The organism is Aminobacter sp. NyZ550 (assembly GCF_025628925.2).
GTDB lineage: Bacteria > Pseudomonadota > Alphaproteobacteria > Rhizobiales > Rhizobiaceae > Aminobacter > Aminobacter ciceronei.
Genome location: NZ_CP114190.1, coordinates 301,001 through 321,471 on the forward strand (window position 1 = coordinate 301,001; position 20,471 = coordinate 321,471).

Genomic DNA, 20,471 nt, shown 5'->3' on the forward strand with positions numbered 1-20,471 from the left:
TTAGGCGAAGTTTTTGGTCGCTGCAATGGGTGTGCGATATTTTCTTCGCGAGCCGAACTAAAGCCAGGAGAAGCAGCAGCCCTGTTTGCGCGGGCAAGTCGCGCCGCAACGCAGCATTTCCAAGCAAATCATGCAGATGAATCAACAGTCGACAGCCATTTTGCAGCGCACGGTCACGCCTGAGCCGGCGACCGTGGGGCTCTCCAAAAACACCGTGAATCGGCACAATCTGAAACGTTACAGCTCTCGAAGGAAAGCGCTTGTCAGGTCCATCATGCAAATGCGATATCCGCCGAGCAGGGATCACGGTGGGCAATGGCCATGAACGACAAGACACCGCCGGATGAAAATGCCGACCAGGCCGCTGGCGGCGAGGCCAATCCGCCGACGCTTAAGACCATCGCCTTCATGACCGGCCTCGGCGTCACCACCGTGTCGCGCGCGCTCAAGGACGCCCCCGAAATCGGCGCGGCGACCAGGCAGCGCGTGCAGCTCGTCGCCCGCCAGATCGGTTACCGGCCAAACCGCGCCGGCGTGCGCCTGCGCACCGGCAAGACCAATGTCATCAGCCTGGTGCTCGACACCGAGGAGCAGGTCGGCGGCTTCGTCTCGGACCTCATCTACGGCATCTCCGAGGCGCTGGCGCAGACTCCCTATCACCTGGTGGTGACACCCTATTCGCGCAACAACGATCCGCTGGAGCCGGTGCGTTATGTCGTCGAGACGGCGTCGGCCGACGGCGTCATCATCTCGCGCACCGAACCCGACGACAAACGTGTGCGTTACATGACCGAGCGCGGCATGCCTTTTGCCACCCATGGCCGCACCCATATGGGCATCGACCATGCGTTCCACGATTTCGACAACCATGCCTATTCAATCGAGGCGGTGAAGAAGCTCGCAGCGCTCGGGCGCAAGCGCCTGGCGCTGCTCGCCCCGCCCTCGAACCTCAGCTACTACCATCACATGCGCGACGGCTTCGCTGACGCCCTGATGGAACACGGATTGAGCGAAGTGCCGTTCCCGATGGCCACCGTCGACCATTCCATCGAGGACATTCGAAAGCAGACCGTCGAGCTGATGCGCCGACCCAACCGTCCAGATGCCTTCGTCAGCGGCGCGGGGGCCGGCACCTTCGCGCTGGTCGCCGGCATCGAGGAGGCCGGCTTCCGGATCGGCCAGGACGTCGACATCGTTTCCAAGCAATCGTCAAAACTGCTGCACCTGCTCAGACCGCAGCTCTACGTCGTCAATGAAGACGTGCGGCTGGCGGGCGCCGAACTCGCCCGCGCCGTGCTCGGCCGCATCGCCGGGCGCGACATCGGTGCCCTGCAGAGTGTCAGCAAGCCCAAGGCGGTCGAGGCTTACGAGACACCCGGATCAGGAAAAGACGACAACACCTGAGCAGCCCTCTCCCCGTATACGTGGCGAGGGGGGCCGCGTCGCGGCAGCTTCCCGTCTCCCCATTCACCGGGAGACGCTGTCAGCAGGCGGATGAGGGGCAGCGCTGCCCGACACTTCCCTGAGGACGCTAACTGCCGCTACCCCACGGCCCGTGGTGCGCGCCCGGCTCGTCGATGCGCTCGAAGCCGTGAGCGCCGAAGAAATCGCGTTGCGCCTGGGTGAGATCGGTCGAGCCGCGACCCTGGCGATAGCCGTCGAAATAGGCCAGCGCCGACGACAGCGCCGGCACCGGCAGCCCGGCCTCGGCGGCGCGGGCGACGATGCGGCGCAGCGACGGATGCGCCTTGCCCATGATCTCGACAAAGGCCGGCACCATCAAAAGATTGGTCGACCGATCGGCCTTGCCGAAAGCTTCGGCGATGGTGTCGAGGAACTGCGAACGGATGATGCAACCGGCGCGCCAGATCTTGGCGATGGTCGGCATCGGCAGGTTCCAGCCGAATTCCTTCGACGCGCCGGCCATCGCGGCGAAGCCTTGCGCATAGGCAGCAATCTTGCCGGCAAACAGTGCAAGCTCGAGATCGCCGAGTACCTCGTCCTTGTTGCCGGCGAATTTCAGCGTGTTGGCGCCGTAGGCCTTTTCCGCCGCCAGCCGTTCATCCTTCATCGACGACAGCACGCGTGCCGCGACCGCCGCTTCGATGGCTGTCGCCGGGATGCCAAGCTGCTGTGCCTCGATGACCGACCACTTGCCGGTGCCCTTCTGACCGGCGCGGTCGAGGATGATATCGACCACCGGCTTTCCGGTCTTGGGATCGTCGGCTTCGAGCACCGACGCGGTGATTTCGATCAGGTAGGATTCGAGCCGGCCCTTGTTCCAGCCGGCAAATACCGGCGCGATCTGCTTCGGCGTCATCGACAGCCCGTCGCGCAGGATGCCGTAGATCTCAGCGATCATCTGCATGTCGGCATATTCGATGCCGTTGTGGATGGTCTTGACGAAATGGCCGGCGCCGTTCGGCCCGAGCCAGGCGGCGCAGGGCTCGCCCTTGTACTTGGCCGAAATCGCGGTCAGCACGTCCTCGACGCGGGCATAGGATTCGGGCGTGCCGCCGACCATGATCGAGGGGCCGTGGCGCGCGCCCTCTTCACCGCCCGAGACACCCATGCCGATGAAGGTCAGGCCCGAGCCGTCGAGCTCCTTGAAGCGGCGCATCGTGTCGCGGAAATTGGCGTTGCCGGCATCGATGATGATGTCGTTGGCGGCGAGAACCGGGCGCAGGGCTGCGATCTGCTGGTCGACCGGATCGCCGGCCAGCACCATGATGATGATCGGTCGCGGCGGGCGGATGGCGGCGGCCAGTTCCTCGATCGAGCCGCAGGGCACGACCATGTCGCGCAAGGCGCCTGCGGATTCGACAAACGCCTGCGTCCGGGCCGGTGTGCGATTGAAGACAGCGATACGATGGCCTTTTTCGGCGATGTTCAGCGCCAGGTTCGAGCCCATCGTGCCCAATCCGATCAGTCCGATTTCGGCTTTTTCCATGGTCGCTGGTCCTGTCTGCTGATTGCTGTCGTCGAAGACGCGGCATGATTGACCGCGCTTTTGCCGAGGTCAACTCGCCGCCCGACGCGCCTTGTCGCCGGACGATCAACTCGTCGTGGCCTGACCTTGCGTCATCAGTCCTTGCGGCGGCGGCCGTAGAGCTCGAGCCGGTGATGGACGATGTCGTAGCCGAGCTGGCGGGCGATTTCCTGCTGCAGCTGCTCGATGCGATCGGAGCGGAATTCGATGACGTCGCCGGTGTCCATGTCGATGAGATGATCGTGGTGATCGCCGCCAGCCTGCTCGAAGCGCGATGGCCCGCCCTCGAAGGCATGGCGGTGAATGGCCCCCATCTCCTCGAGCAACTTCATGGTGCGGTAGACTGTCGAAAGCGAGATGCTCTTGTCGACCTGTTCGGCGCGGCGGAAGATCTCCAGCGCGTCGGGATGGTCCTCAGTTTCACCCAGAATGCCAAGGATGATCTTGCGCGGCCGCGTGATGCGGATGCCCGCCTTGCGCAGCGCCTTTTCGTAGTCCGGCTTCTTGGGGGCATGTTTCACAGGCATCTTCGTCATGGCGCGACTATGTGCCAGATGACACTCAGTTGCAAAAGATTATGTCGCCGTTCATCCCCAGGTGAAGTGGGGCGATGCGTGTCCCCCGCGTGGGAGCAAGTGGAAGACGGCCCGCGCTTTACGAAGCCACCCCTCCCCGCCGTGATCCTTCGCACCCCCCCTCTGGCCTGCCGGCCATCTCCCCCACAAGGAGGGAGATTAGTCTCGTCGCCAGGGGCGCTCATTCTGCCACGTTGCATCAAAAAGGCCCCGAGATGTTGGCGACGCTGGCGATCGGACGGATCGCGGCATAGCCGATCTGTGGGAGCCAAAAAGAAGCCAAAAGCGTCAACAAGCTATCCACGCATCGACCATCCTGATTGCCGTCGCCCGCGCAACAAGGCCACTTCGGAAGGTTCAGCAAGCGATAGCCACATCTCTACTTGCAAACGATTTGCAATTGCATTGACAGGCGCACCAACTGCCATTAGGTAAGGCACCGTAGCTGCCGCCCCTTCGGTGCGGCATTCTGAAACGGGATTACCATGACAGCACTTCGCACCACCCTCGCCGCCATCGCTCTGCTTGCGGCGGCGCTCGGGCTTTCGGCCTGCTCTCAGGACAGCGCGGCGGGCGGCAAGATGAAGGTGGTGACCACCTTTACCGTGATCGCCGACATCGCCCGCAACGTCGCCGGCGACGCAGCCGAGGTGGAATCGATCACCAAGCCCAATGCCGAGATTCACAACTACCAGCCGACGCCGGGCGACATCCTGCGCGCCCAGAAGGCCGACCTCGTTTTGTGGAACGGCCTGAACCTCGAACTGTGGTTCCAGAAGTTCTTCGAAAACCTCGACGGCGTCAGCCAGGCCGTCGTCTCCGATGGCGTTGTGCCGATGGGCATCGCCGAGGGTCCCTATACGGGCAAGCCCAACCCGCATGCCTGGATGTCTCCAGAGGCGGCGCTGATCTATGTCGAGAACATTCGCAAGGCCTTCGCCGAGAAAGACCCTGAAAACGCCGAGGTCTACGCCAGGAACGCCGCCGCCTATGCCGAGAAGATCAAGGCGACGGTGGCGCCGATTCACAAGGCCATCGAGACCATCCCTGCCGAGCGCCGCTGGCTCGCCACCAGTGAAGGCGCCTTCTCCTACCTGGCGCGCGACTTCGGGCTGAAGGAGGTCTATCTTTGGCCGATCAATGCCGACCAGCAAGGCACTCCCCAGCAGGTGCGCAAGGTGATCGACCTCGTCAAGGCCAACGGCATTCCGGCCGTGTTCAGCGAAAGCACCGTGTCGTCGAAGCCTGCCGAGCAGGTCGCACGGGAGACCGGGGCAAAATATGGCGGCGTGCTCTATGTCGACTCGCTGAGCGATGAGAGCGGCCCGGTGCCGACCTATCTCGACCTGTTGAGCGTCACCACTCAGACCATCGTCAAGGGACTGACCCAATGACTGCACCCATGAAAGGGCGGCCCCAGGCGGAGGCCGCCCCGGGCGACGGGCTCAACGTCTCCAATATCTCGGTGACCTACCGCAACGGCCACACCGCCTTGCGCAACGCCTCATTCGCCATTCCGCGCGGCACCATCACCGCGCTCGTCGGCGTCAACGGCTCGGGCAAGTCGACCCTGTTCAAATCGATCATGGGCTTCGTGCCGCTGGCGTCAGGCAGCGTCGAGATTTTAGGCCAGCCGGCACGCGAAGCGCTGAGGAAAAACCTCGTCGCCTATGTGCCGCAAAGCGAGGACGTCGACTGGAATTTTCCAGTCCTTGTCGAGGATGTCGTCATGATGGGCCGCTATGGCCACATGAATTTCCTCCGCATGACGCGCGGCATCGACCGCGAGGCGGTGCACGCAGCGCTCGAACGCGTTGGCATGGCCGACTTCCGCAAGCGCCAGATCGGCGAACTGTCGGGCGGGCAGAAGAAGCGTGTATTCCTGGCCCGCGCGCTGGCGCAGGAGGGCGAACTCATCCTGCTCGACGAACCCTTCACCGGCGTCGACGTGCGCACCGAAGAGGCGATCATCGCGCTTTTGCAGGGCCTGCGCGACGAAGGTCGGGTGATGCTGGTGTCGACCCACAATCTGGGTTCTGTGCCACGCTTCTGCGACCGCGCCGTCCTGATCAACCGGACCGTTCTGGCGGCCGGGCCGACTTCTGAAACCTTCACCAAGGCCAACCTCGAAAAGGCCTTCGGCGGCGTGCTGCGCCAGTTCATCCTCGGCGGCTCCGAACTGCATGACGATGCCGATACGCGACAGGTGACGGTGCTGACCGACGACGAGCGCCCCTTCGTCATCTATGGCGACGGAAACGGCAATGACGGCGCCGACAAATCGGGTGGGCGCCGGAAATGATCTCCACGCTGATCGAGCCGTTCGGCTACGGCTACATGCTCAACGCCATGTGGGTGTCTGCACTCGTCGGCGGCGTCTGCGCCTTCCTGTCGGCCTATCTGATGCTCAAGGGCTGGTCGCTGATCGGCGACGCGCTTTCGCATTCGATTGTCCCAGGCGTCGCCGGCGCCTACATGCTCGGCCTGCCCTTCGCGCTCGGCGCGTTCCTGTCGGGCGGGCTGGCGGCGGGCACCATGCTGTTTCTCAACCAGCGCACCAAGCTGAAGGAGGACGCCATCATCGGGCTGATCTTCACCTCCTTCTTCGGGCTTGGCCTGTTCATGATCTCGCTGTCGCCGGCCTCGGTGAACATCCAGACCATCGTGCTCGGCAACATCCTGGCGGTGACGCCTGCCGACACGTTGCAGCTTGTCCTGATCGGCGGCATTTCGCTGGCGATCCTGCTCGCCAAATGGAAAGACCTGATGGTCGCCTTCTTCGATGAGAACCACGCGCGCTCGATCGGGCTGAACCCTGATTTGCTCAAGGTGCTGTTTTTCATGCTGCTGTCGGCCTCGACGGTGGCGGCTTTGCAGACAGTGGGCGCCTTCCTGGTCATCGCCATGGTGGTGACGCCGGGGGCGACGGCCTATCTGCTCACCGACCGGTTTCCCCGATTGATCATCATCAGCGTGGCGATCGGCAGCGTGACCAGCTTTGCCGGCGCCTATGCCAGCTACTTTCTGGACGGCGCGACCGGCGGCATCATCGTGGTGGCGCAGACGCTGATCTTCCTGGTCGCCTTCGTCTTCGCACCCAAGCACGGGTTGCTTGCGGCGCGGCGACGGGCGCGGCTGGAACTGGAGGCTGGGGCATGATCGAAACCCTCGCCCTGCCCTTCGCCTTCCCGTTCATGCAGCAGGCTTTCGCCATCTCGCTTTTGGTTGCGGTGCCAATGGCACTGTTGTCTTGCTTCCTAGTGCTCAAGGGCTGGTCGCTGATGGGTGACGCCATCAGCCATGCGGTGTTGCCCGGCGTCGTGCTGGCCTACATCGCCGGCCTGCCGCTGGCGGTCGGCGCCTTTGCCGCCGGCATGACCTGCGCGCTGGCGACCGGCTATCTCAAGCAGAACAGCCGGATCAAGGAAGACACCGTCATGGGCATCGTCTTCTCCGGCATGTTTGGCCTCGGCATCGTGCTCTACACGAAGATCCAGACCGACGTGCATCTCGACCATATCCTGTTCGGCGACATGCTCGGCGTGAGCTGGAGCGATGTCGGCCAGACGGCAGCCATCGCGCTGGTGGCAACAGGTGCCATCGGCTTCTTCCGCCGAGATCTTTTGCTTCATGCCTTCGACCCACAGCACGCGCAGGCCATCGGCCTGCCGGTCAGGCTGCTGCATTATGGGCTGCTGACGATACTGTCTTTGACCATCGTCGGCGCGCTGAAGGCCGTCGGCATCATCATCGCCATTGCCATGCTGATCGCCCCCGGCGCAATCGCCTACCTGCTCACCGACCGCTTCGAGCGCATGCTTATGGTGTCAGTGCTGGTGGCGGTGTCTTGCTCGTTGTCGGGCGTCTATCTCAGCTTCTTCATCGACAGCGCGCCGGCGCCAACCATCGTGCTGCTGATGAGCCTGACATTCGTCGCGGCGTTCTTTGTCTCCAAGCGGCGGACGGCGATCAGGCAGAAACAGGTGGCGGTAGAGTGAACAGCATACCTTCCCCTTGTGGGGAGGGCCGAGCAACAGAGCCGAGCGGGTTGGGCGTAGGAGTTCCCACGCTCACCACACCCGGCCTTTTTGGGTCACCCTCCCTGCAAAGGGGACGGCAAGGCGTTTACGCAGCTGCAGCCGTCAGCCGGCGGCGGGCAAAGGAATGACCCTCACTGTCGAAGATATGCAGTTCGTCGGGACTGGCGGCGAGCCGAATCTTGGCACCGCGCTTGACCTCGACATTGCCGGGCAGCTTGGCCACCAGCGGCTGGTCCGCGCGACCGATGTCGACATAGACCAGTTGGACCTCGCCGAGCTGCTCGACATAGTCGACGAGCCCCTCGAACAGGTAGTCGTCACCGGTCGCAACATAGAGATCCTCGGGTCGCACGCCGAAGCTGACTGGCTTGCCCTGGGCCTCAGAGGGCGTCGCCACCGGAACAGAGCTCTTGTGGCCACCGACATGGCTGACAAGGCTCGTCTCGCCCGTCCTTTCGATGGTACCGGCAACGATGTTCATCGCCGGCGAGCCGATGAACTGGGCGACGAACAGATTGCCGGGATGCTTGTAGAGCTCCATCGGCGAACCGACCTGCTCGATGCGGCCGTCCTTGAGCACGACGATCCGGTCGGCCAGCGTCATCGCCTCGACCTGGTCGTGGGTGACGTAGATCATCGTTGTGTTGGGCATCGATTCCTTGAGCTTGGCAATCTCGATGCGGGTGGCGACGCGCAAGGCGGCATCCAGGTTGGACAGCGGCTCGTCGAAGAGGAAGACCTTCGGGTTGCGCACGATGGCGCGGCCGATGGCGACACGCTGACGCTGGCCGCCGGACATCGCCTTGGGCAGGCGGTCGAGATATTTGGTCAGCTGCAGGATTTCGGCCGCGGCGCGCACCCGCTTGTCGATCTCGGCCTTGCTCTCGCCAGCGATCTTCATGCCGAACGCCATGTTGTCGTAGACGGTCATGTGCGGATAGAGCGCGTAGGACTGGAACACCATGGCGATACCGCGCTTGGACGGCGGCACGTCGTTGACCTTCTCGCCGGCGATGTACAGTTCACCGCCGGTGATCTCCTCCAGGCCTGCGATCGAACGCAACAGCGTCGACTTCCCGCAGCCCGAAGGTCCGACGAAAACGATGAACTCGCCCGACTTGATGTCGAGGTCGATGCCATGAAGAATGTTGAGATTGCCGTATGACTTCTTGACGTCCCTGAGCGTTAGATCGGCCATGGTTTCCTCCCAGTACCTAATTTGCGGTCAGACGAAGCGCCCGAACCAGGCGCCGTAACCACCGAGCCGGACTGCGCCGGCGTTGGCATTTCCATCGAGCCCATGCCCCGGCAAGGGCTGCAGACCACGACCTCCGAGGTCGATGTTAGCCGGCGCGCTGCCAAGATTGAAGACGCAGACGACCTCCTCGTTGCCTTCGCGACGGGTGAAGGCGACGACGTCGTCTTCTGCCTTGAGGAAGGCGATCTCGCCCTTGGCGAGCGCCGGATGTGAACGGCGGAAGGCCAGGAAGCGCCGGTAGTGCTCAAGCAGCGAGGCCGCATCACCCTCCTGGGTGTCGACAGCCTTCGCCAGATGATCCGCGGGCACCGGCAGCCAGGGCTTCGCCCGGGAGAAGCCGCCATTGACGGCGTCCTTATTCCACACCATTGGCGTGCGGCAGCCGTCGCGGCCCTTGAACTCGGGCCAGAAGCGGATGCCGTAAGGGTCCTGCAGATCCTCGAAGGTGAGGCTGGCTTCGGTCAGGCCAAGCTCCTCGCCCTGATAGATGCAGACCGAACCGCGCAGCGACATCAGAAGCGCCGAGATCACTTTGAGATAGGCGGTGCGGTCGGCCTCGCCCATGCCCCAGCGCGAGGCGTGGCGGACGACGTCGTGGTTGGAGAAGGCCCAGCACGACCAACCGTCGCTGGCCGCCTTGCCGAAATCTTCGAGCACCGTGCGCACCTTGGCGGCCGAGATCTTTTCCGGCGCCAGGAAGTCGAAGGCGTAGCACATCTGCACCTTGTCGCCGCCGGCGGTGTAGGACGCCACGACCTCGAGACCGCGCTGGGAATCGCCGACTTCGCCAACGGCTGCGGCCGCCGGATACTCGTCGAGCACGGCGCGGAAGCGGGCGAGGAATTCAAGATTCTCCGGCCGGCTCTTGTCGTAGATGTGGTCCTGGAAATTGTAGGGGTTTACCGCGGGTGCCGTCTGGTCGTTGCGCTGTTCCGGCGGCAGCGCCGGATTGTCCTCGAGGCCTGCCGAGTGGAAGTAGAAATTGATGGTGTCGAGGCGAAAACCGTCGACGCCACGGTCGAGCCAGAAGCGGGTAACGTCGAGCAGCGCGTCCTGGACGTCGCGGTTGTGGAAGTTGAGGTCGGGCTGCTCGGCGAGGAAGTTGTGCAGGTAATACTGCATGCGCCTGGTGTCCCACTGCCATGCAGAGCCGCCGAAGATCGACAGCCAGTTGTTGGGCGGGCTGCCATCGGGCTTGGCGTCGGCCCACACGTACCAGTCGGCCTTGGCATTGTCGCGGCTGGCGCGACTTTCCTTGAACCAGGCGTGCAGATCGGAGGTGTGCGAGATGACCCCGTCGATCATCACCTTGAGGCCGAGGCGGTGGGCTTCTGCGATCATAGCGTCGAAGTCGGCGAGCGTGCCGAACATCGGGTCGATGTCGAGATAGTCCGAAATGTCGTAGCCGAAATCCTTCATCGGCGACTTGAAGAAGGGCGAGATCCAGACGGCATCCGCACCCAGGGAGGCGATGTGCGGCAGCCGGTCGATGATGCCCCTGAGGTCGCCGATGCCGTCGCCGTTCGAATCCTGATAGCTGCGGGGGTAGATCTGGTAGATCACCGCCCCGCGCCACCAGTCGCGATCGACAGCGGTTTCAGGGTTTTCGAACTTGCGCATTGCGGCTTGCATCTGAGCTAGCCTCCCTTGACTGAGCCCGCGAGCAGGCCGCGGACGAAATAACGTTGAAGCGAGAAGAACACGATCAACGGCACGATGATGGTGACGAAGGCCGAGGTGGTGAGGATTTCCCAGTCGCCGCCGCGCGAACCGAGCAGGGCATTGAGCTTGCCGGTCAGCACCAGCTGGTCGGAGCCCGAGCCAAGGAAGACCATCGCCACCAGCAGATCGTTCCAGACCCACAGGAACTGGAAGATGGCAAAGGAGGCGAGCACCGGAAAGGACAGCGGCAGCACGATCTTGACGAAGATCTCGAAGTCGCTGGCGCCATCGATGCGCGCCGATTCCATGATCTCGCGCGGCAGGCCGGCAATGTAGCTGCGCAGGAGATAGATCGCGAAGGGCAAGCCGAAGCCTGTATGCGCCAGCCATATGCCGAGATAGGTCTTGGCAGGCACGCCGAAGAACAGGCCGACGCCATTGTAGAGCTTGAGCAGCGGAATGAGGGACATCTGCAGCGGCACGACGAGCAGGCCGATGATGACGGCGATCAGCAGCGCGCGGCCGGGAAAACGCATCCAGGCAAGCGCATAGGCAGCATAGGCGGCGATCAGGATCGGAATGATTGTCGCCGGAATGGTGACCGTCAGCGAATTGATGAAGGAGCGTCCGATGCCTTCCGAAAACAGCACTGTGCGGTAGTTGTCGGTGGTGAAGCGCGGCGGCGCCGAGGCCGAGAAATAGACACGCTGGCCACGGGTGATCTCGAAGGCCTTGGGCGACGACATCACGTAGGAGCCGTCGTCATTGACCTGAAGCGTCACGCCCTCTCCGAGGTCGGCGGCAGTGCCGGCTTCGAATTGCGTCGGCTGCTGCGCCTTGGTGCCGAAGGCGGTCACGGTGCGTGCGTCGCCGGCGCCGAACAGATTGCCCATGATCAGGAACTTGCCGTCCTTCTCGACCTGCTTGTCGGCGGCGTCGGTGCGCCCGGCCTCGGTCTGAGACGAAGTCGACAACGCCGTCCACCAGCCCGAGACGATGAGCTGATCCTTGTCGCGCAGCGAGCTGACCAGGATGCCGAGCGTCGGGATGGTCCAGATGGCAACGAAGACCAGCACCGCGATGTGGACGCCGAAGCGGCCGATGAAGGATTTTCCCCTTGAACTGGCCATGTCAGTGTCCTCCCCCACCTTCACGATTGGCCTGGCGGATGTTCCAGATCATGATCGGCACGACGGCGAGCATGATGATGACGGCAATCGCCGCACCGCGGCCGAAGTCGCCGCCACCGCGGAACATCCAGTCGAACATCAGATTGGCCAGCACCTGGCTGTTCCACTGGCCGTTGGTCATGGTCAGCACGATGTCGAAGACCTTGAGCACCAGGATGGTGATGGTGGTCCAGACGACCGCGATCGTGCCCCAGATCTGCGGCACCATGATCTTCCAGAAAATCTGGAACGGGTTGGCGCCGTCGATGACGGCGGCCTCGATGGTCTCCTCCGGAATGCCGCGCAGGGCAGACGACAGGATGACCATGGCAAAGCCGGTCTGGATCCAGATCAGGATGACCATCAGAAAGAAGTTGTTCCAGAACGGCGTCGAGATCCACACCTGCGGATTGCCGCCGAGATACTGCACGGCGGCGTTCAGGATGCCGATCTGGGTCTGGCCCTCGGCCCGATACTCATAGACGAACTTCCAGATGACGCTGGCGCCGACGAAAGAGATGGCGAGCGGCAGAAAGACCAGGCTTTTGGCGATGTTGCCCCACCAGATCTTGTCGGTGAGCACGGCGATGATCAGGCCGAAGAAGGTGCAGGCAGCCGGTACGACGGCGAGCCACAACAGGTTGTTGAAGATCGAATTGCGGAACTCGCGGTCGCCGAAGGCCCAGCTGTAGTTGGCAAGGCCGACGAAGTTCTCGCCCCCACGGTCCATGAAGGACAGCCTGAGTGTCTCGATCACCGGATAGACAAGGTAGACGGTGACGATCAGCATCGCCGGGCCGACGAACAACCATGGCCGGATCAGGCCCTGGCGACGCAGATTGTCGACGGCGGCAGCGCCTGAAACGCCACGCGAGGGAAAGACCGCGTCGAGGATCTTGTTGGCGCCCCAGTAATAGACGACGCAACCGCCGACGCCGACGATGATGGTGAAAATGGCCGAAAGTATCTGTGCCGTCATGGGAATCATTCCCTTTCAACCGGCCCTTTTCAACGGGCCCTTTTCAACGGACTTGTTTGCGCAGACTTGAAAGGAAGTCCCCTCACCCGCTCTCCGCGACACGCCGGGGCACCGCTCCCGGCGGGAGGGGGAACCGGGTCGGGGCCGCCGGTGCCTCCCCCGACGAGGGGAAGGCGTCCGCGAAGCGGCAAGGCGAGGGGACTAGCTTGAACGCTTACTTGATCGCGTCCCAGCTCTTCTGGATGTCGGCTGCGACATCGGCTGCGGGCTTGCCTCCGACGAGGTCGATCATGCCGGTCCAGAAGGCGCCGGCGCCGATCTTGCCCGGCATCAGGTCGGAACCGTCGAAGCGGAAGGTCGAGGCGTTGACCAGGATGTCGCCCTGCTTCTTCAGCGCTTCGTTGCCATAGGCTTCCTTGTTCGCCGTCTTGAGCGGGGTCAGGAAGCCCGACTGCGCCATCCAGATCTCGTGGGCGAGCGGCATCTTCAGGAAGTCGATGAAGGCACGCGCGGCCTTGGAGTCCTTGGCGATGGTGAACAGCGTGCCGCCGCCGAGTACGGGATTGCCGAGCTCGGGCTTGGCGGCGACGGGCGGCAGGTAGAAGAAGTCGGCATCCTCGCCGAGCTTGGTGCCTTCCGGGAAGAAAGACGAGATGAACGACGCCTGGCGGTGCATGTAGCACTTCGGCGGCACGGCAAAGAGGCCCTTCGGGCTGTCGCGGAAGTCGGTCGCGGCGACCGCCGCCTTGCCGCCATCGACATATTTGTCGTTGGTGGCAATCTTGGCGAAGATGTCGAGCGCGTTGACGACGGCCGGATCGTTGAACGGAATCTCGTTCCTGGTCCACTTGTCATAGACGTCGGGCGCCTGGGTGCGCAGCATGATGTCTTCGACCCAGTCGGTGGCCGGCCAGCCGGTGGCGCCACCCGAACCCAGACCGATGCACCACGGCACGCCGCCATCGGCGACGATCTTGTCGGTCAGCGCCTGCATCTCTTCCCAGGTCTTGGGAACCTCGTAGCCGGCTTCCTCAAAGTTCTCCGGCACATACCAGACCAGCGACTTCAGGTCGGCCTTGAACGGGAAGCCGTAAAAGCCGGGCTTGCCGTCCTTGTCCTTGTAGGTGCCAAGATCGACCCAGGACTGGCCGGCGCCGTAGTTCTCCTTGACGAAATTGGCAGTGCCCTCGTCGAGCGGCGTCAGCAGGCCCTTGGAGGCCAGATCCTGAATCAGGCCCGGCTGCGGCAGGATGGCGATGTTGGGCGGGCTGCCAGCCTGGGTGTCGATGACGATCTGCTGTTCGTAGTTCTCGGACGACGAGTAGTTGATCGTCGCGCCGGTGGCCTCGCTGAAATAGTCGAGCACCGAACGGGCCAGTGCCTCGTCTTCACCGCGCCATGGCCCGAAGATCGAGAGCGTCTCGCCCTTAAGGTCGACCTTCTTGAGTTCGTCGAAATTTGCCCAGGTGAAGCGGGCGTCCTCGCCCGGTTTGAACTTCAGCTCCGCCGAAGCGGGCGCGCTCAGGGCGACGGCGGCAAAAGCCACGCCCAGCAACAGGGTCTTCCTCATGGTCTTCCTCCCAGTGGATCGAAAACTCCGGACGGAACCTCCATTCCGCCCGCCTGCACCGCCCCGAACTGTGCCCCAGACTTGCATGAGCTGCAACTGCTTCACACAACGGCATTTCAAAGCGCTTTGGATTGCTGCATCACGCCACCGGAATTGTCAGGAGTCAAGAGGCTCGCTCAACTAATCGATTTAAGTTCGACAGAAGTGTGCGCTGCAGCATGCTTTTTGGGTGCCGCACGAGTAGATTTCGCTTCAAAGCAAGCAATTCGGCAGCTATTCTTGCCGGCAACACGCAGCTGCTTCGCCCGACATCAGGCAGAAGCCCGATTGAAAGCGCTTTGAGAATCGGAGCCGAGGTGAACCTCAAGCAATTGTCGCTGATGCTCGAACTCTCGCAGACGACGGTGAGTCGTGCGCTGAACGGCTATCCCGAGGTCAGCGAGGAGACGCGTCGGCGGGTTACCGATGCCGCCAAGCGCCACGGCTACCGGCCGAACCCGAGTGCGCGCCGGCTGGCGACCGGCAAGGCAGGGATGATCGGCTACGTCATGCCCACGGGAGCCTCGGTCGACATCGATCCGCATTTCGTCGAATTTCTCTCCGGCCTCGGCGACTATGCCCGCGGCCACGAACTCGATCTTGTGCTGAGCCCGGCGGATGCCCTGGACGAAGAAACCACTTACCGGCGCATCGTCGCCAACAAGCAGGTCGACGCGCTCTATATCTCGGCGCCCTACAATGCCGACAAGCGCGTGGCGCTTGCCCACCAACTCGGCATCCCCTTCATCGTGCATGGCCGCAGCGAAGGCCTCGATTTCGACTATCCGTTCATCGACATCGACAATGAAGGCGCCTTTCATGACGCGACGCGGCTGCTCGTCCAGCTCGGTCACAAGCGGGTGGCGCTGATCAATGGCGACGACACCCAGACCTTCGCCATCTTCCGCGAGCGCGGCGTGAGGCGAGCGCTGGCCGAAAGCGGGCTGGTGCTGGAACCGAAGAACATCCGTTCGGAGATCATGACCGAGGAAAACGGCTACCGCGCCGCGCGTCGGTTGCTCGAGGGGCCGGAGGCGCCGACGGCGATCGTCTGCTCCAGCCTGCTGATGGCGCTTGGCATCGTACGCGCGGCGCGCGACCTCAATCTTTCGATGCCGCGGGATCTCTCGCTGGTCAGCCACGACGACGTGTTCCATTGGCTGAAGCCGGAGCATTTTTCGGTGCCGCTGACGACGACACGCTCATCGATCCGCGCCGCGGGCGCCCGCGTCGCCGAAAGACTGGCGGCGCGCATTTCGGGGCTGGAAGACGGCGCACGCGGCGAGGTCTGGCCGGTCGACCTGGTTGTGCGCGGATCTATTTCAGGCGCGAGATAGAAACGGCCAGGCTATTCCTGCGGCATCTCGGCGGCGTTGTAGACGTGGCGGGCGGCCAGCAGGGCGGCGAGTTCGCTGTCTCCGGCAATCACCGCGCGCAGGATGCCGGCATGTTCTTCCCAGTTCTGGCGGCCGCGGCGCTTGCTGATCGGCGCGAACAGCATCACCGTGCGGTCGCGCAGCGAGCGCACCATGTCCTGCAGCACGGAATTGGCGGCGACGGTTGCCAGCGCCTCGTGGAACTCGGTGTTCTGGCGCGACAGCAGCACCGGATCGTCGGTGTCGGCGAGCTTGGCGCCGTCGTCGAGGATGCGCTGCAGGGCGGCGATCTGTTCGGGATCGTGGCGCTTGGCCGCGAGCTTGGCGTTGAGCGCCTCGAGCGTGGCGCGAACTTCGACCAGCTCGCGCTTCTGCTCCTCGCTGAAGACGGTGACGGAAGCGCCGCGCCGCGGCTCGATGGTGACGATGCCTTCGGCGGCGAGCTCGCGCAGCGCCTCGCGCACCGGCATGCGCGACACGCCCATCTCCTCGGAAAGGCGGCCCTCGACCAGTCTTTCGCCGACGCCGATTTCGCCGCTGACGATGCGCTCGCGCAAGGCGGCGGTGATCAGCTTGGTGAGCGGAGCGTGGATTTCCCCGAGTACGACGGTCATGGTCTTACACTTCCTGTGGCAAGGGTCGAATCAACCTGCGGAAGCAACGCCTTGTGCCGGATGATATAGCGTCCGGGCTTTGGAGTACAATATTCAATCCGCACCACCCAACGGCTGCATTGCCGGCCACGGTGCGAGCCGGTTTGCGCCATGGAGCGGCCCAAACAGCATACCGTCGATGTCGATGGTCATTGCCTTCGCGGCAGCGGGTGGCAACTCGGAGTTGAGCGCAGGCCAATCAAGAGCTGACGTTGCCGGCGTGCCGTGGCGAACGAACGCCGCCCAGGCGGCCATCGTGGCGTTGGCTACGGCTTCGGCCGTATCGGCACCGATCTTGGGTGCAAGATGCGGATGGCGATGGGTGCCGAAAACGAACGGCACGCAGGCGGCGTGCGGCGTGCCGCCGGTGACCGCGAGGGGCCAGGCGAAATCGTAGAGGAAAGCGGGTGAGCCGCGCCGTGCATGGCGCGTTGCATAGCGCAAGATCGGCGCGCGGAAGACGAGGTCGGAGTAGATGGCGAGCCATATCGCGGCGGAGCCGGCGCCCGGCATGGCCGCGCGGTAGCCGGCGAGGATCGCCGCGGGCGAAGGCGCCGGCTTGAACGGGTAATGCAGCGCAATCAGCCGCGCCAGCGCCGCTTCGAATGGCGCACCCGGCTCGGGCGGCGTCAGTGCCGAAAGCTTGGTGCCGTCGGGCAGAGCGAGGTCATACCAGAACTTCGCCTCGTCGCGGGTGAAGCCGATCAGCAGCGGCACGTCGGCGAGCACCCCGTCATGCGGCCAGGCATGCACCAGCCTGCCATCGAGCGTGGGCGCGGTGCGCGGCCGGGGAAACCGTCTGGCGAAGTCGACATCGCGCAGCAGCGCAGCTTCGCGGCGGACGAAGTCGGAACCGTCGAGATCGCGCAGGCCGGCGACCGAGGTGCCCAGTGCCGCAGCCACCGCCTCGGTGTATTCGGCGGCATCGTCGAGCCCGACGAACATCGGTGGTTGGAACAGCGGAGGGCTTTGGGCGATGACACCGCCAAACAACCCCTCACAGTCCGGGTTCTGCGCGATCAGCACGACATTGGCGGCGCCAGAGGATTGGCCAGCTATCGTCACCTTGCGCGGATCGCCGCCGAAGCCGGCGATGCTGTCGCGCAGCCAGCGCAGGCTCGCGATCTTGTCCTGCATGCCCCAGTTGGCGCATGTGCCGGTTTCGGGGTCGGTGAGTTCGGGATGGGCAAGACCACCCAGCGGGCCGAGACGGTAGTTGACGGTGACGACGACAATGCCGTGTTCGCGGGCGAGGCGAAAACCGTCACAGGCGGCAGCGCCGCCATGGCCATTACGCGTCGCCCCGCCATGGAACCAGACCAGCACCGGCGCGTCGCAGGCATCGGCAGGCGCCCAGACATTCAGCGTCAAGCAGTCCTCGTCCATGCAGGCGATCGGCTCGGTGAGCCAGGTCTGGCTGCCGGCGAGATGCTGCGGTGCCGCCGGACCGATGTGGTCGACACGCCGTATGCCGGCCCAACCAGTCGCTGGCCTTGGCGACCGCAACCGCAGAGCACCGACGGGCGCCGCCGCATAGGGAATGCCGAGGAACCGGTCGACGCCGTCATGCCGTTGCCCGGCGAGGCTGCCGGCGGGCGTTTCGACTGCGATCTCCATGCTGCCCTCGCCCTACCAGCCGTTCGCCGCTACTCGGCCGGCACGAGCGTGTGCTGGAAATTGAAGGCGTCGGCGTAGATGAAGCCGGGATTGGCGCCGTTCTCGACGAACAGTTTCCTGGCGCTCGAAATCATCTTGGGCGAGCCGCATATGTAGATCGCGTGCTCGGAAAAATCGCCGATGTCCTCGGCGGCGACCTCCTGGACATAGCCTTGCCGCCCTTGCCAGCCCGGACCGGGCCGCGACAGCACCGGCACATACTGGAAGTCACACAGACGCTCGGCCCAGGACTGGATCTCGTCATGCAGATAGAGGTCGTCCTCGGTACGCATGCCCCAATAGAGCGACACAGGCGGGCAGTCGGGATCGTCCATCAGCGATTCCAGTATGCTCTTGATCGGCGCCAGCCCCGTGCCCGTCGCCACCATCAGCAACGGGCGAAAATCCTCCTTGCGGCAGCAGAACAGGCCATGCGGCAGCTCGACGTCAAGCCGGTCGCCGGGGCCGAGCCGCGGCAACTGGCCCGCGGTGAAGTGACCGTCACGTACGCGTCGAATGTGCAGATCGACGGTCTTGCCGTTGGGCACCGAAGCCATCGAAAAGCTGCGCTTGTTGCCGTCGCCGAGCAGCACATTGAGATATTGCCCTGGCCGGTAGACAAGCTGTTCCGCGCCGGGAAGTGCCAGCGTCAGGTGCACGACGTCGCGGCCGACATTGCGGACAGACTGGATGGTCGCGGTATACCGTTCTGGATCGGAGCACGGCTCCATCGGCCGTTCGGTCGAGATCAGCAGGTCGCTCTCCGGCCGCGCCTGGCAGGCAAGGGCGAAGCCCTCTTCCTCGTCCTCCGGGGACAGCGCCAGCGGGTATTCCTCATAGCGGACGCAGCCTTCCATCAGCCTGATACGGCAGGTGCCGCAGCCACCCTCGGTGCAGTCGTGCAGCAGCTGTACGCCCTGGCGGATCGCCGCCATCAGCACGGATTCCTCGGAGGCAACGGTAAACTGGTCCTCGGTTTCGAGGACGCGCACAACATGGTCCATCCATGTCTCCACTACGGTTGGGATGCGGCGCTGCCGCTTCGGTCACTTCTTGATGTCGGCCTGCACCATGACCTTGTGCCCCTTGGGCTCGAGCAACGCCGCAAGTGCTGCGAGTGCAGCTATGCCGCAGGCGATGTCCTGCTCGCCATTGCCGCCGCTCAAGCCGACGCCGCCGATGACCTCGCCATCGACGACGACTGGAAAGCCACCAACAAAGGCGGCGAAGCGGCCCTCGAAGCTGAGCTGGATGCCGAAGGCCTCGTTGCCGGGCAGTGCCGGGCCGTTGGGCGGGGTGGTGAACAGGTGCGTCGAGCGCTTGTGGCCGGCAGCGGTGAAGGCCTTGTTCCAGGCGATCTGCGGGCCGGTGACGCGCGCGCCGTTCATGCGCTCCAGCGCGATCGGGTAGCCGCCGTCATCAGCGATGCAGACAGTTTCGGGAACGTTGAGTTCCAGCGCCTTGGCGACCGCCGCGGCCACCATCACGCGGGCTTCTTCGAGTTCGAGTTTCAGGACCTGTTTCACGTCGGTATCGTCCGGCAATTGTTGATATTTTGGGCCACCGAGGGAACGCACGCGGCGTTGCCGCCCCGCGCGCTCCCACTGTGGCGGGATCAGGCGGCGAGTAGCTCGTCGAGCGGCAGTTCGGCCGCGACATAGTCGTTGTAGAGGGCGGTGGTGTAGAGCAGCCGCATCTGCGCGCCGACCTCGCAGATCTTGAGGCATCGCTGCTGCATCTCGACCGTGCGGGCATGCTCGAGCACGATCTGGTAGCCGCGCTCGCCATGGATCTCGTCGGACACGATGTGCAGGTCGAAGAACTCGACCTCCTCGTCGGTAAAGCCATATTTGTCGCGCAGGGTCGGCGTCTGCTTGCGGTAGATCGACGGCACCTGGGATTCGAGGCCGACCACCAGTCCGGCAACGGCGACGATCGGATCCTCACGCATCGCCACCGCATAACACCAACTCTGCAGGGCGCGGGTGGTCGGCGACATGTTGTCGGGATCGCGCATCCTGTCGCCCGACGTGCCGCAGGCTTCGCCGAAACGGACAAGCAGATCGGTGTGGCGGTCGCCGCCGATCTCTTCCTCATACATGTTGGCGAGCAGGAAATCCTTGGCCTCGACATAGCCCTCCGGCATGCGGGCGTAGATGTAGCCGAGGTAGTCCGCGAACGGCCCGACATAGTGGTAGTGGTTCTCCGCCCAACGGGCGAGATGGTCGCGGCTGAGCTTGCCGCTGGCCCAGCCGACGCTGAACGGAGACTTGTTGGCGCTCTTGCCCTTGATGGCGTTTTCGAGCGCGGTGCGGAACTCGTCCGGGTTCATTGCAACGGTCATTCACTGTTCCCCTTGAGGTGTCGTCTGCAGGTCATTTTGGAATACTGTATACCAAAATGACCTGAGCGCAAGGGGCGGTAAAGGATACTCTGGGGTAGTGTGTCGCGCCGGACTGGCCATGCCGCGGAAGTTCCGCTAGCTTTCCTGCATCCGAAACATTC

General features: G+C 63.8%; 18 protein-coding genes. 6 read left to right on the top strand and 12 right to left on the bottom strand.

Annotated features, from left to right (window positions below; genetic code table 11):
* The first annotated feature begins 315 nt into the window (after positions 1–315).
* On the top strand, positions 316–1,404 hold the full coding sequence (locus tag N7E70_RS01540; protein WP_263005360.1) for a LacI family transcriptional regulator: 1,089 nt from the start codon (positions 316–318) through the stop codon (positions 1,402–1,404).
* Positions 1,405–1,531: 127 nt separating this feature from the next.
* Here the strand turns inward: N7E70_RS01540 and gndA are convergent, their stop codons facing one another.
* Positions 1,532–2,950 (bottom strand): NADP-dependent phosphogluconate dehydrogenase, encoded by a 1,419-nt coding sequence (gene gndA / locus N7E70_RS01545; protein WP_263005361.1) that lies wholly within the window; start codon positions 2,948–2,950, stop codon positions 1,532–1,534.
* Positions 2,951–3,084: 134 nt separating this feature from the next.
* A complete protein-coding gene (locus N7E70_RS01550; RefSeq protein WP_263005362.1) occupies positions 3,085–3,525 on the bottom strand; it encodes a Fur family transcriptional regulator in 441 nt (146 codons plus the stop codon).
* Between the two features lie 620 nt (positions 3,526–4,145).
* Here N7E70_RS01550 and N7E70_RS01555 point away from each other — a divergent pair.
* Genes N7E70_RS01555 through N7E70_RS01570 form a run of 4 tightly spaced genes read left to right on the top strand, consistent with a single transcriptional unit; the run spans position 4,146 to position 7,562 of the window.
* Entirely contained in the window at positions 4,146–4,958 is an 813-nt protein-coding gene (locus tag N7E70_RS01555) for a metal ABC transporter substrate-binding protein (protein WP_246340588.1), read from the top strand.
* Positions 4,955–5,866: a manganese/iron ABC transporter ATP-binding protein gene (locus tag N7E70_RS01560; RefSeq protein ID WP_442866485.1), complete on the top strand. Its 912-nt coding sequence runs from the start codon at positions 4,955–4,957 to the stop codon at positions 5,864–5,866. Before N7E70_RS01555 ends, N7E70_RS01560 begins: the two co-directional genes overlap by 4 nt.
* Positions 5,863–6,723 carry a metal ABC transporter permease gene (locus tag N7E70_RS01565; protein ID WP_263005363.1) on the top strand — a complete coding sequence of 287 codons (861 nt, stop codon included), beginning with the start codon at positions 5,863–5,865 and terminating at the stop codon, positions 6,721–6,723. The genes N7E70_RS01560 and N7E70_RS01565 overlap by 4 nt, the downstream gene beginning before the upstream one ends.
* Complete coding sequence (locus tag N7E70_RS01570; RefSeq protein ID WP_067954978.1) at positions 6,720–7,562, top strand: metal ABC transporter permease; 843 nt, start codon at positions 6,720–6,722, stop codon at positions 7,560–7,562. The genes N7E70_RS01565 and N7E70_RS01570 overlap by 4 nt, the downstream gene beginning before the upstream one ends.
* Positions 7,563–7,689: 127 nt before the next feature.
* Here the strand turns inward: N7E70_RS01570 and N7E70_RS01575 are convergent, their stop codons facing one another.
* The 5 genes from N7E70_RS01575 to N7E70_RS01595 all read right to left on the bottom strand — a co-directional run bounded on the left by N7E70_RS01575 (position 7,690) and on the right by N7E70_RS01595 (position 14,242).
* A complete protein-coding gene (locus tag N7E70_RS01575) occupies positions 7,690–8,802 on the bottom strand; it encodes an ABC transporter ATP-binding protein (protein ID WP_263005364.1) in 1,113 nt (370 codons plus the stop codon).
* A gap of 27 nt (positions 8,803–8,829) precedes the next feature.
* Complete coding sequence (gene bglA / locus N7E70_RS01580) at positions 8,830–10,482, bottom strand: beta-galactosidase BglA (RefSeq protein WP_371746536.1); 1,653 nt, start codon at positions 10,480–10,482, stop codon at positions 8,830–8,832.
* A 17-nt stretch (positions 10,483–10,499) separates the two neighbouring features.
* Positions 10,500–11,654: a carbohydrate ABC transporter permease gene (locus tag N7E70_RS01585; protein ID WP_067954984.1), complete on the bottom strand. Its 1,155-nt coding sequence runs from the start codon at positions 11,652–11,654 to the stop codon at positions 10,500–10,502.
* 1 nt (position 11,655) lies between these two features.
* Positions 11,656–12,672 carry a carbohydrate ABC transporter permease gene (locus N7E70_RS01590; RefSeq protein WP_067965784.1) on the bottom strand — a complete coding sequence of 339 codons (1,017 nt, stop codon included), beginning with the start codon at positions 12,670–12,672 and terminating at the stop codon, positions 11,656–11,658.
* Between the two features lie 214 nt (positions 12,673–12,886).
* Positions 12,887–14,242, bottom strand: a complete 1,356-nt coding sequence (locus N7E70_RS01595) for an ABC transporter substrate-binding protein (RefSeq protein ID WP_263005365.1) — start codon at positions 14,240–14,242, stop codon at positions 12,887–12,889.
* Positions 14,243–14,598: 356 nt separating this feature from the next.
* Between N7E70_RS01595 and N7E70_RS01600 the strand changes: the two genes are divergently transcribed.
* On the top strand, positions 14,599–15,618 hold the full coding sequence (locus N7E70_RS01600) for a LacI family DNA-binding transcriptional regulator (protein ID WP_263005366.1): 1,020 nt from the start codon (positions 14,599–14,601) through the stop codon (positions 15,616–15,618).
* A gap of 11 nt (positions 15,619–15,629) precedes the next feature.
* On the opposite strand, the gene N7E70_RS01605 is transcribed toward N7E70_RS01600, so the two are convergent.
* The 5 genes from N7E70_RS01605 to N7E70_RS01625 all read right to left on the bottom strand — a co-directional run bounded on the left by N7E70_RS01605 (position 15,630) and on the right by N7E70_RS01625 (position 20,310).
* Positions 15,630–16,271 (bottom strand): GntR family transcriptional regulator, encoded by a 642-nt coding sequence (locus tag N7E70_RS01605; protein WP_067954987.1) that lies wholly within the window; start codon positions 16,269–16,271, stop codon positions 15,630–15,632.
* Positions 16,272–16,364: 93 nt separating this feature from the next.
* A complete protein-coding gene (locus tag N7E70_RS01610) occupies positions 16,365–17,927 on the bottom strand; it encodes a carboxylesterase/lipase family protein (protein WP_263005367.1) in 1,563 nt (520 codons plus the stop codon).
* Between the two features lie 29 nt (positions 17,928–17,956).
* Positions 17,957–18,970, bottom strand: coding sequence for a 2Fe-2S iron-sulfur cluster-binding protein (locus tag N7E70_RS01615; RefSeq protein ID WP_263005368.1), 1,014 nt, complete (start codon positions 18,968–18,970; stop codon positions 17,957–17,959).
* A 42-nt stretch (positions 18,971–19,012) separates the two neighbouring features.
* Positions 19,013–19,492 carry a GlcG/HbpS family heme-binding protein gene (locus tag N7E70_RS01620; RefSeq protein ID WP_067965788.1) on the bottom strand — a complete coding sequence of 160 codons (480 nt, stop codon included), beginning with the start codon at positions 19,490–19,492 and terminating at the stop codon, positions 19,013–19,015.
* An 89-nt stretch (positions 19,493–19,581) separates the two neighbouring features.
* On the bottom strand, positions 19,582–20,310 hold the full coding sequence (locus N7E70_RS01625; RefSeq protein ID WP_067954995.1) for a TenA family transcriptional regulator: 729 nt from the start codon (positions 20,308–20,310) through the stop codon (positions 19,582–19,584).
* Positions 20,311–20,471 lie beyond the last annotated feature (161 nt).

Bases quoted from the DNA above. Each gene is read 5' to 3' on its own strand.
- N7E70_RS01540 (WP_263005360.1), top strand. From the start codon at position 316: ATGGCCATGAACGACAAGACACCGCCGGATGAAAATGCCGACCAGGCC.
- gndA (WP_263005361.1), bottom strand. From the start codon at position 2,950: ATGGAAAAAGCCGAAATCGGACTGATCGGATTGGGCACGATGGGCTCG.
- N7E70_RS01550 (WP_263005362.1), bottom strand. From the start codon at position 3,525: ATGACGAAGATGCCTGTGAAACATGCCCCCAAGAAGCCGGACTACGAA.
- N7E70_RS01555 (WP_246340588.1), top strand. From the start codon at position 4,146: ATGAAGGTGGTGACCACCTTTACCGTGATCGCCGACATCGCCCGCAAC.
- N7E70_RS01560 (WP_442866485.1), top strand. From the start codon at position 4,955: ATGACTGCACCCATGAAAGGGCGGCCCCAGGCGGAGGCCGCCCCGGGC.
- N7E70_RS01565 (WP_263005363.1), top strand. From the start codon at position 5,863: ATGATCTCCACGCTGATCGAGCCGTTCGGCTACGGCTACATGCTCAAC.
- N7E70_RS01570 (WP_067954978.1), top strand. From the start codon at position 6,720: ATGATCGAAACCCTCGCCCTGCCCTTCGCCTTCCCGTTCATGCAGCAG.
- N7E70_RS01575 (WP_263005364.1), bottom strand. From the start codon at position 8,802: ATGGCCGATCTAACGCTCAGGGACGTCAAGAAGTCATACGGCAATCTC.
- bglA (WP_371746536.1), bottom strand. From the start codon at position 10,482: ATGCGCAAGTTCGAAAACCCTGAAACCGCTGTCGATCGCGACTGGTGG.
- N7E70_RS01585 (WP_067954984.1), bottom strand. From the start codon at position 11,654: ATGGCCAGTTCAAGGGGAAAATCCTTCATCGGCCGCTTCGGCGTCCAC.
- N7E70_RS01590 (WP_067965784.1), bottom strand. From the start codon at position 12,672: ATGACGGCACAGATACTTTCGGCCATTTTCACCATCATCGTCGGCGTC.
- N7E70_RS01595 (WP_263005365.1), bottom strand. From the start codon at position 14,242: ATGAGGAAGACCCTGTTGCTGGGCGTGGCTTTTGCCGCCGTCGCCCTG.
- N7E70_RS01605 (WP_067954987.1), bottom strand. From the start codon at position 16,271: ATGACCGTCGTACTCGGGGAAATCCACGCTCCGCTCACCAAGCTGATC.
- N7E70_RS01610 (WP_263005367.1), bottom strand. From the start codon at position 17,927: ATGGAGATCGCAGTCGAAACGCCCGCCGGCAGCCTCGCCGGGCAACGG.
- N7E70_RS01615 (WP_263005368.1), bottom strand. From the start codon at position 18,970: ATGGACCATGTTGTGCGCGTCCTCGAAACCGAGGACCAGTTTACCGTT.
- N7E70_RS01625 (WP_067954995.1), bottom strand. From the start codon at position 20,310: ATGACCGTTGCAATGAACCCGGACGAGTTCCGCACCGCGCTCGAAAAC.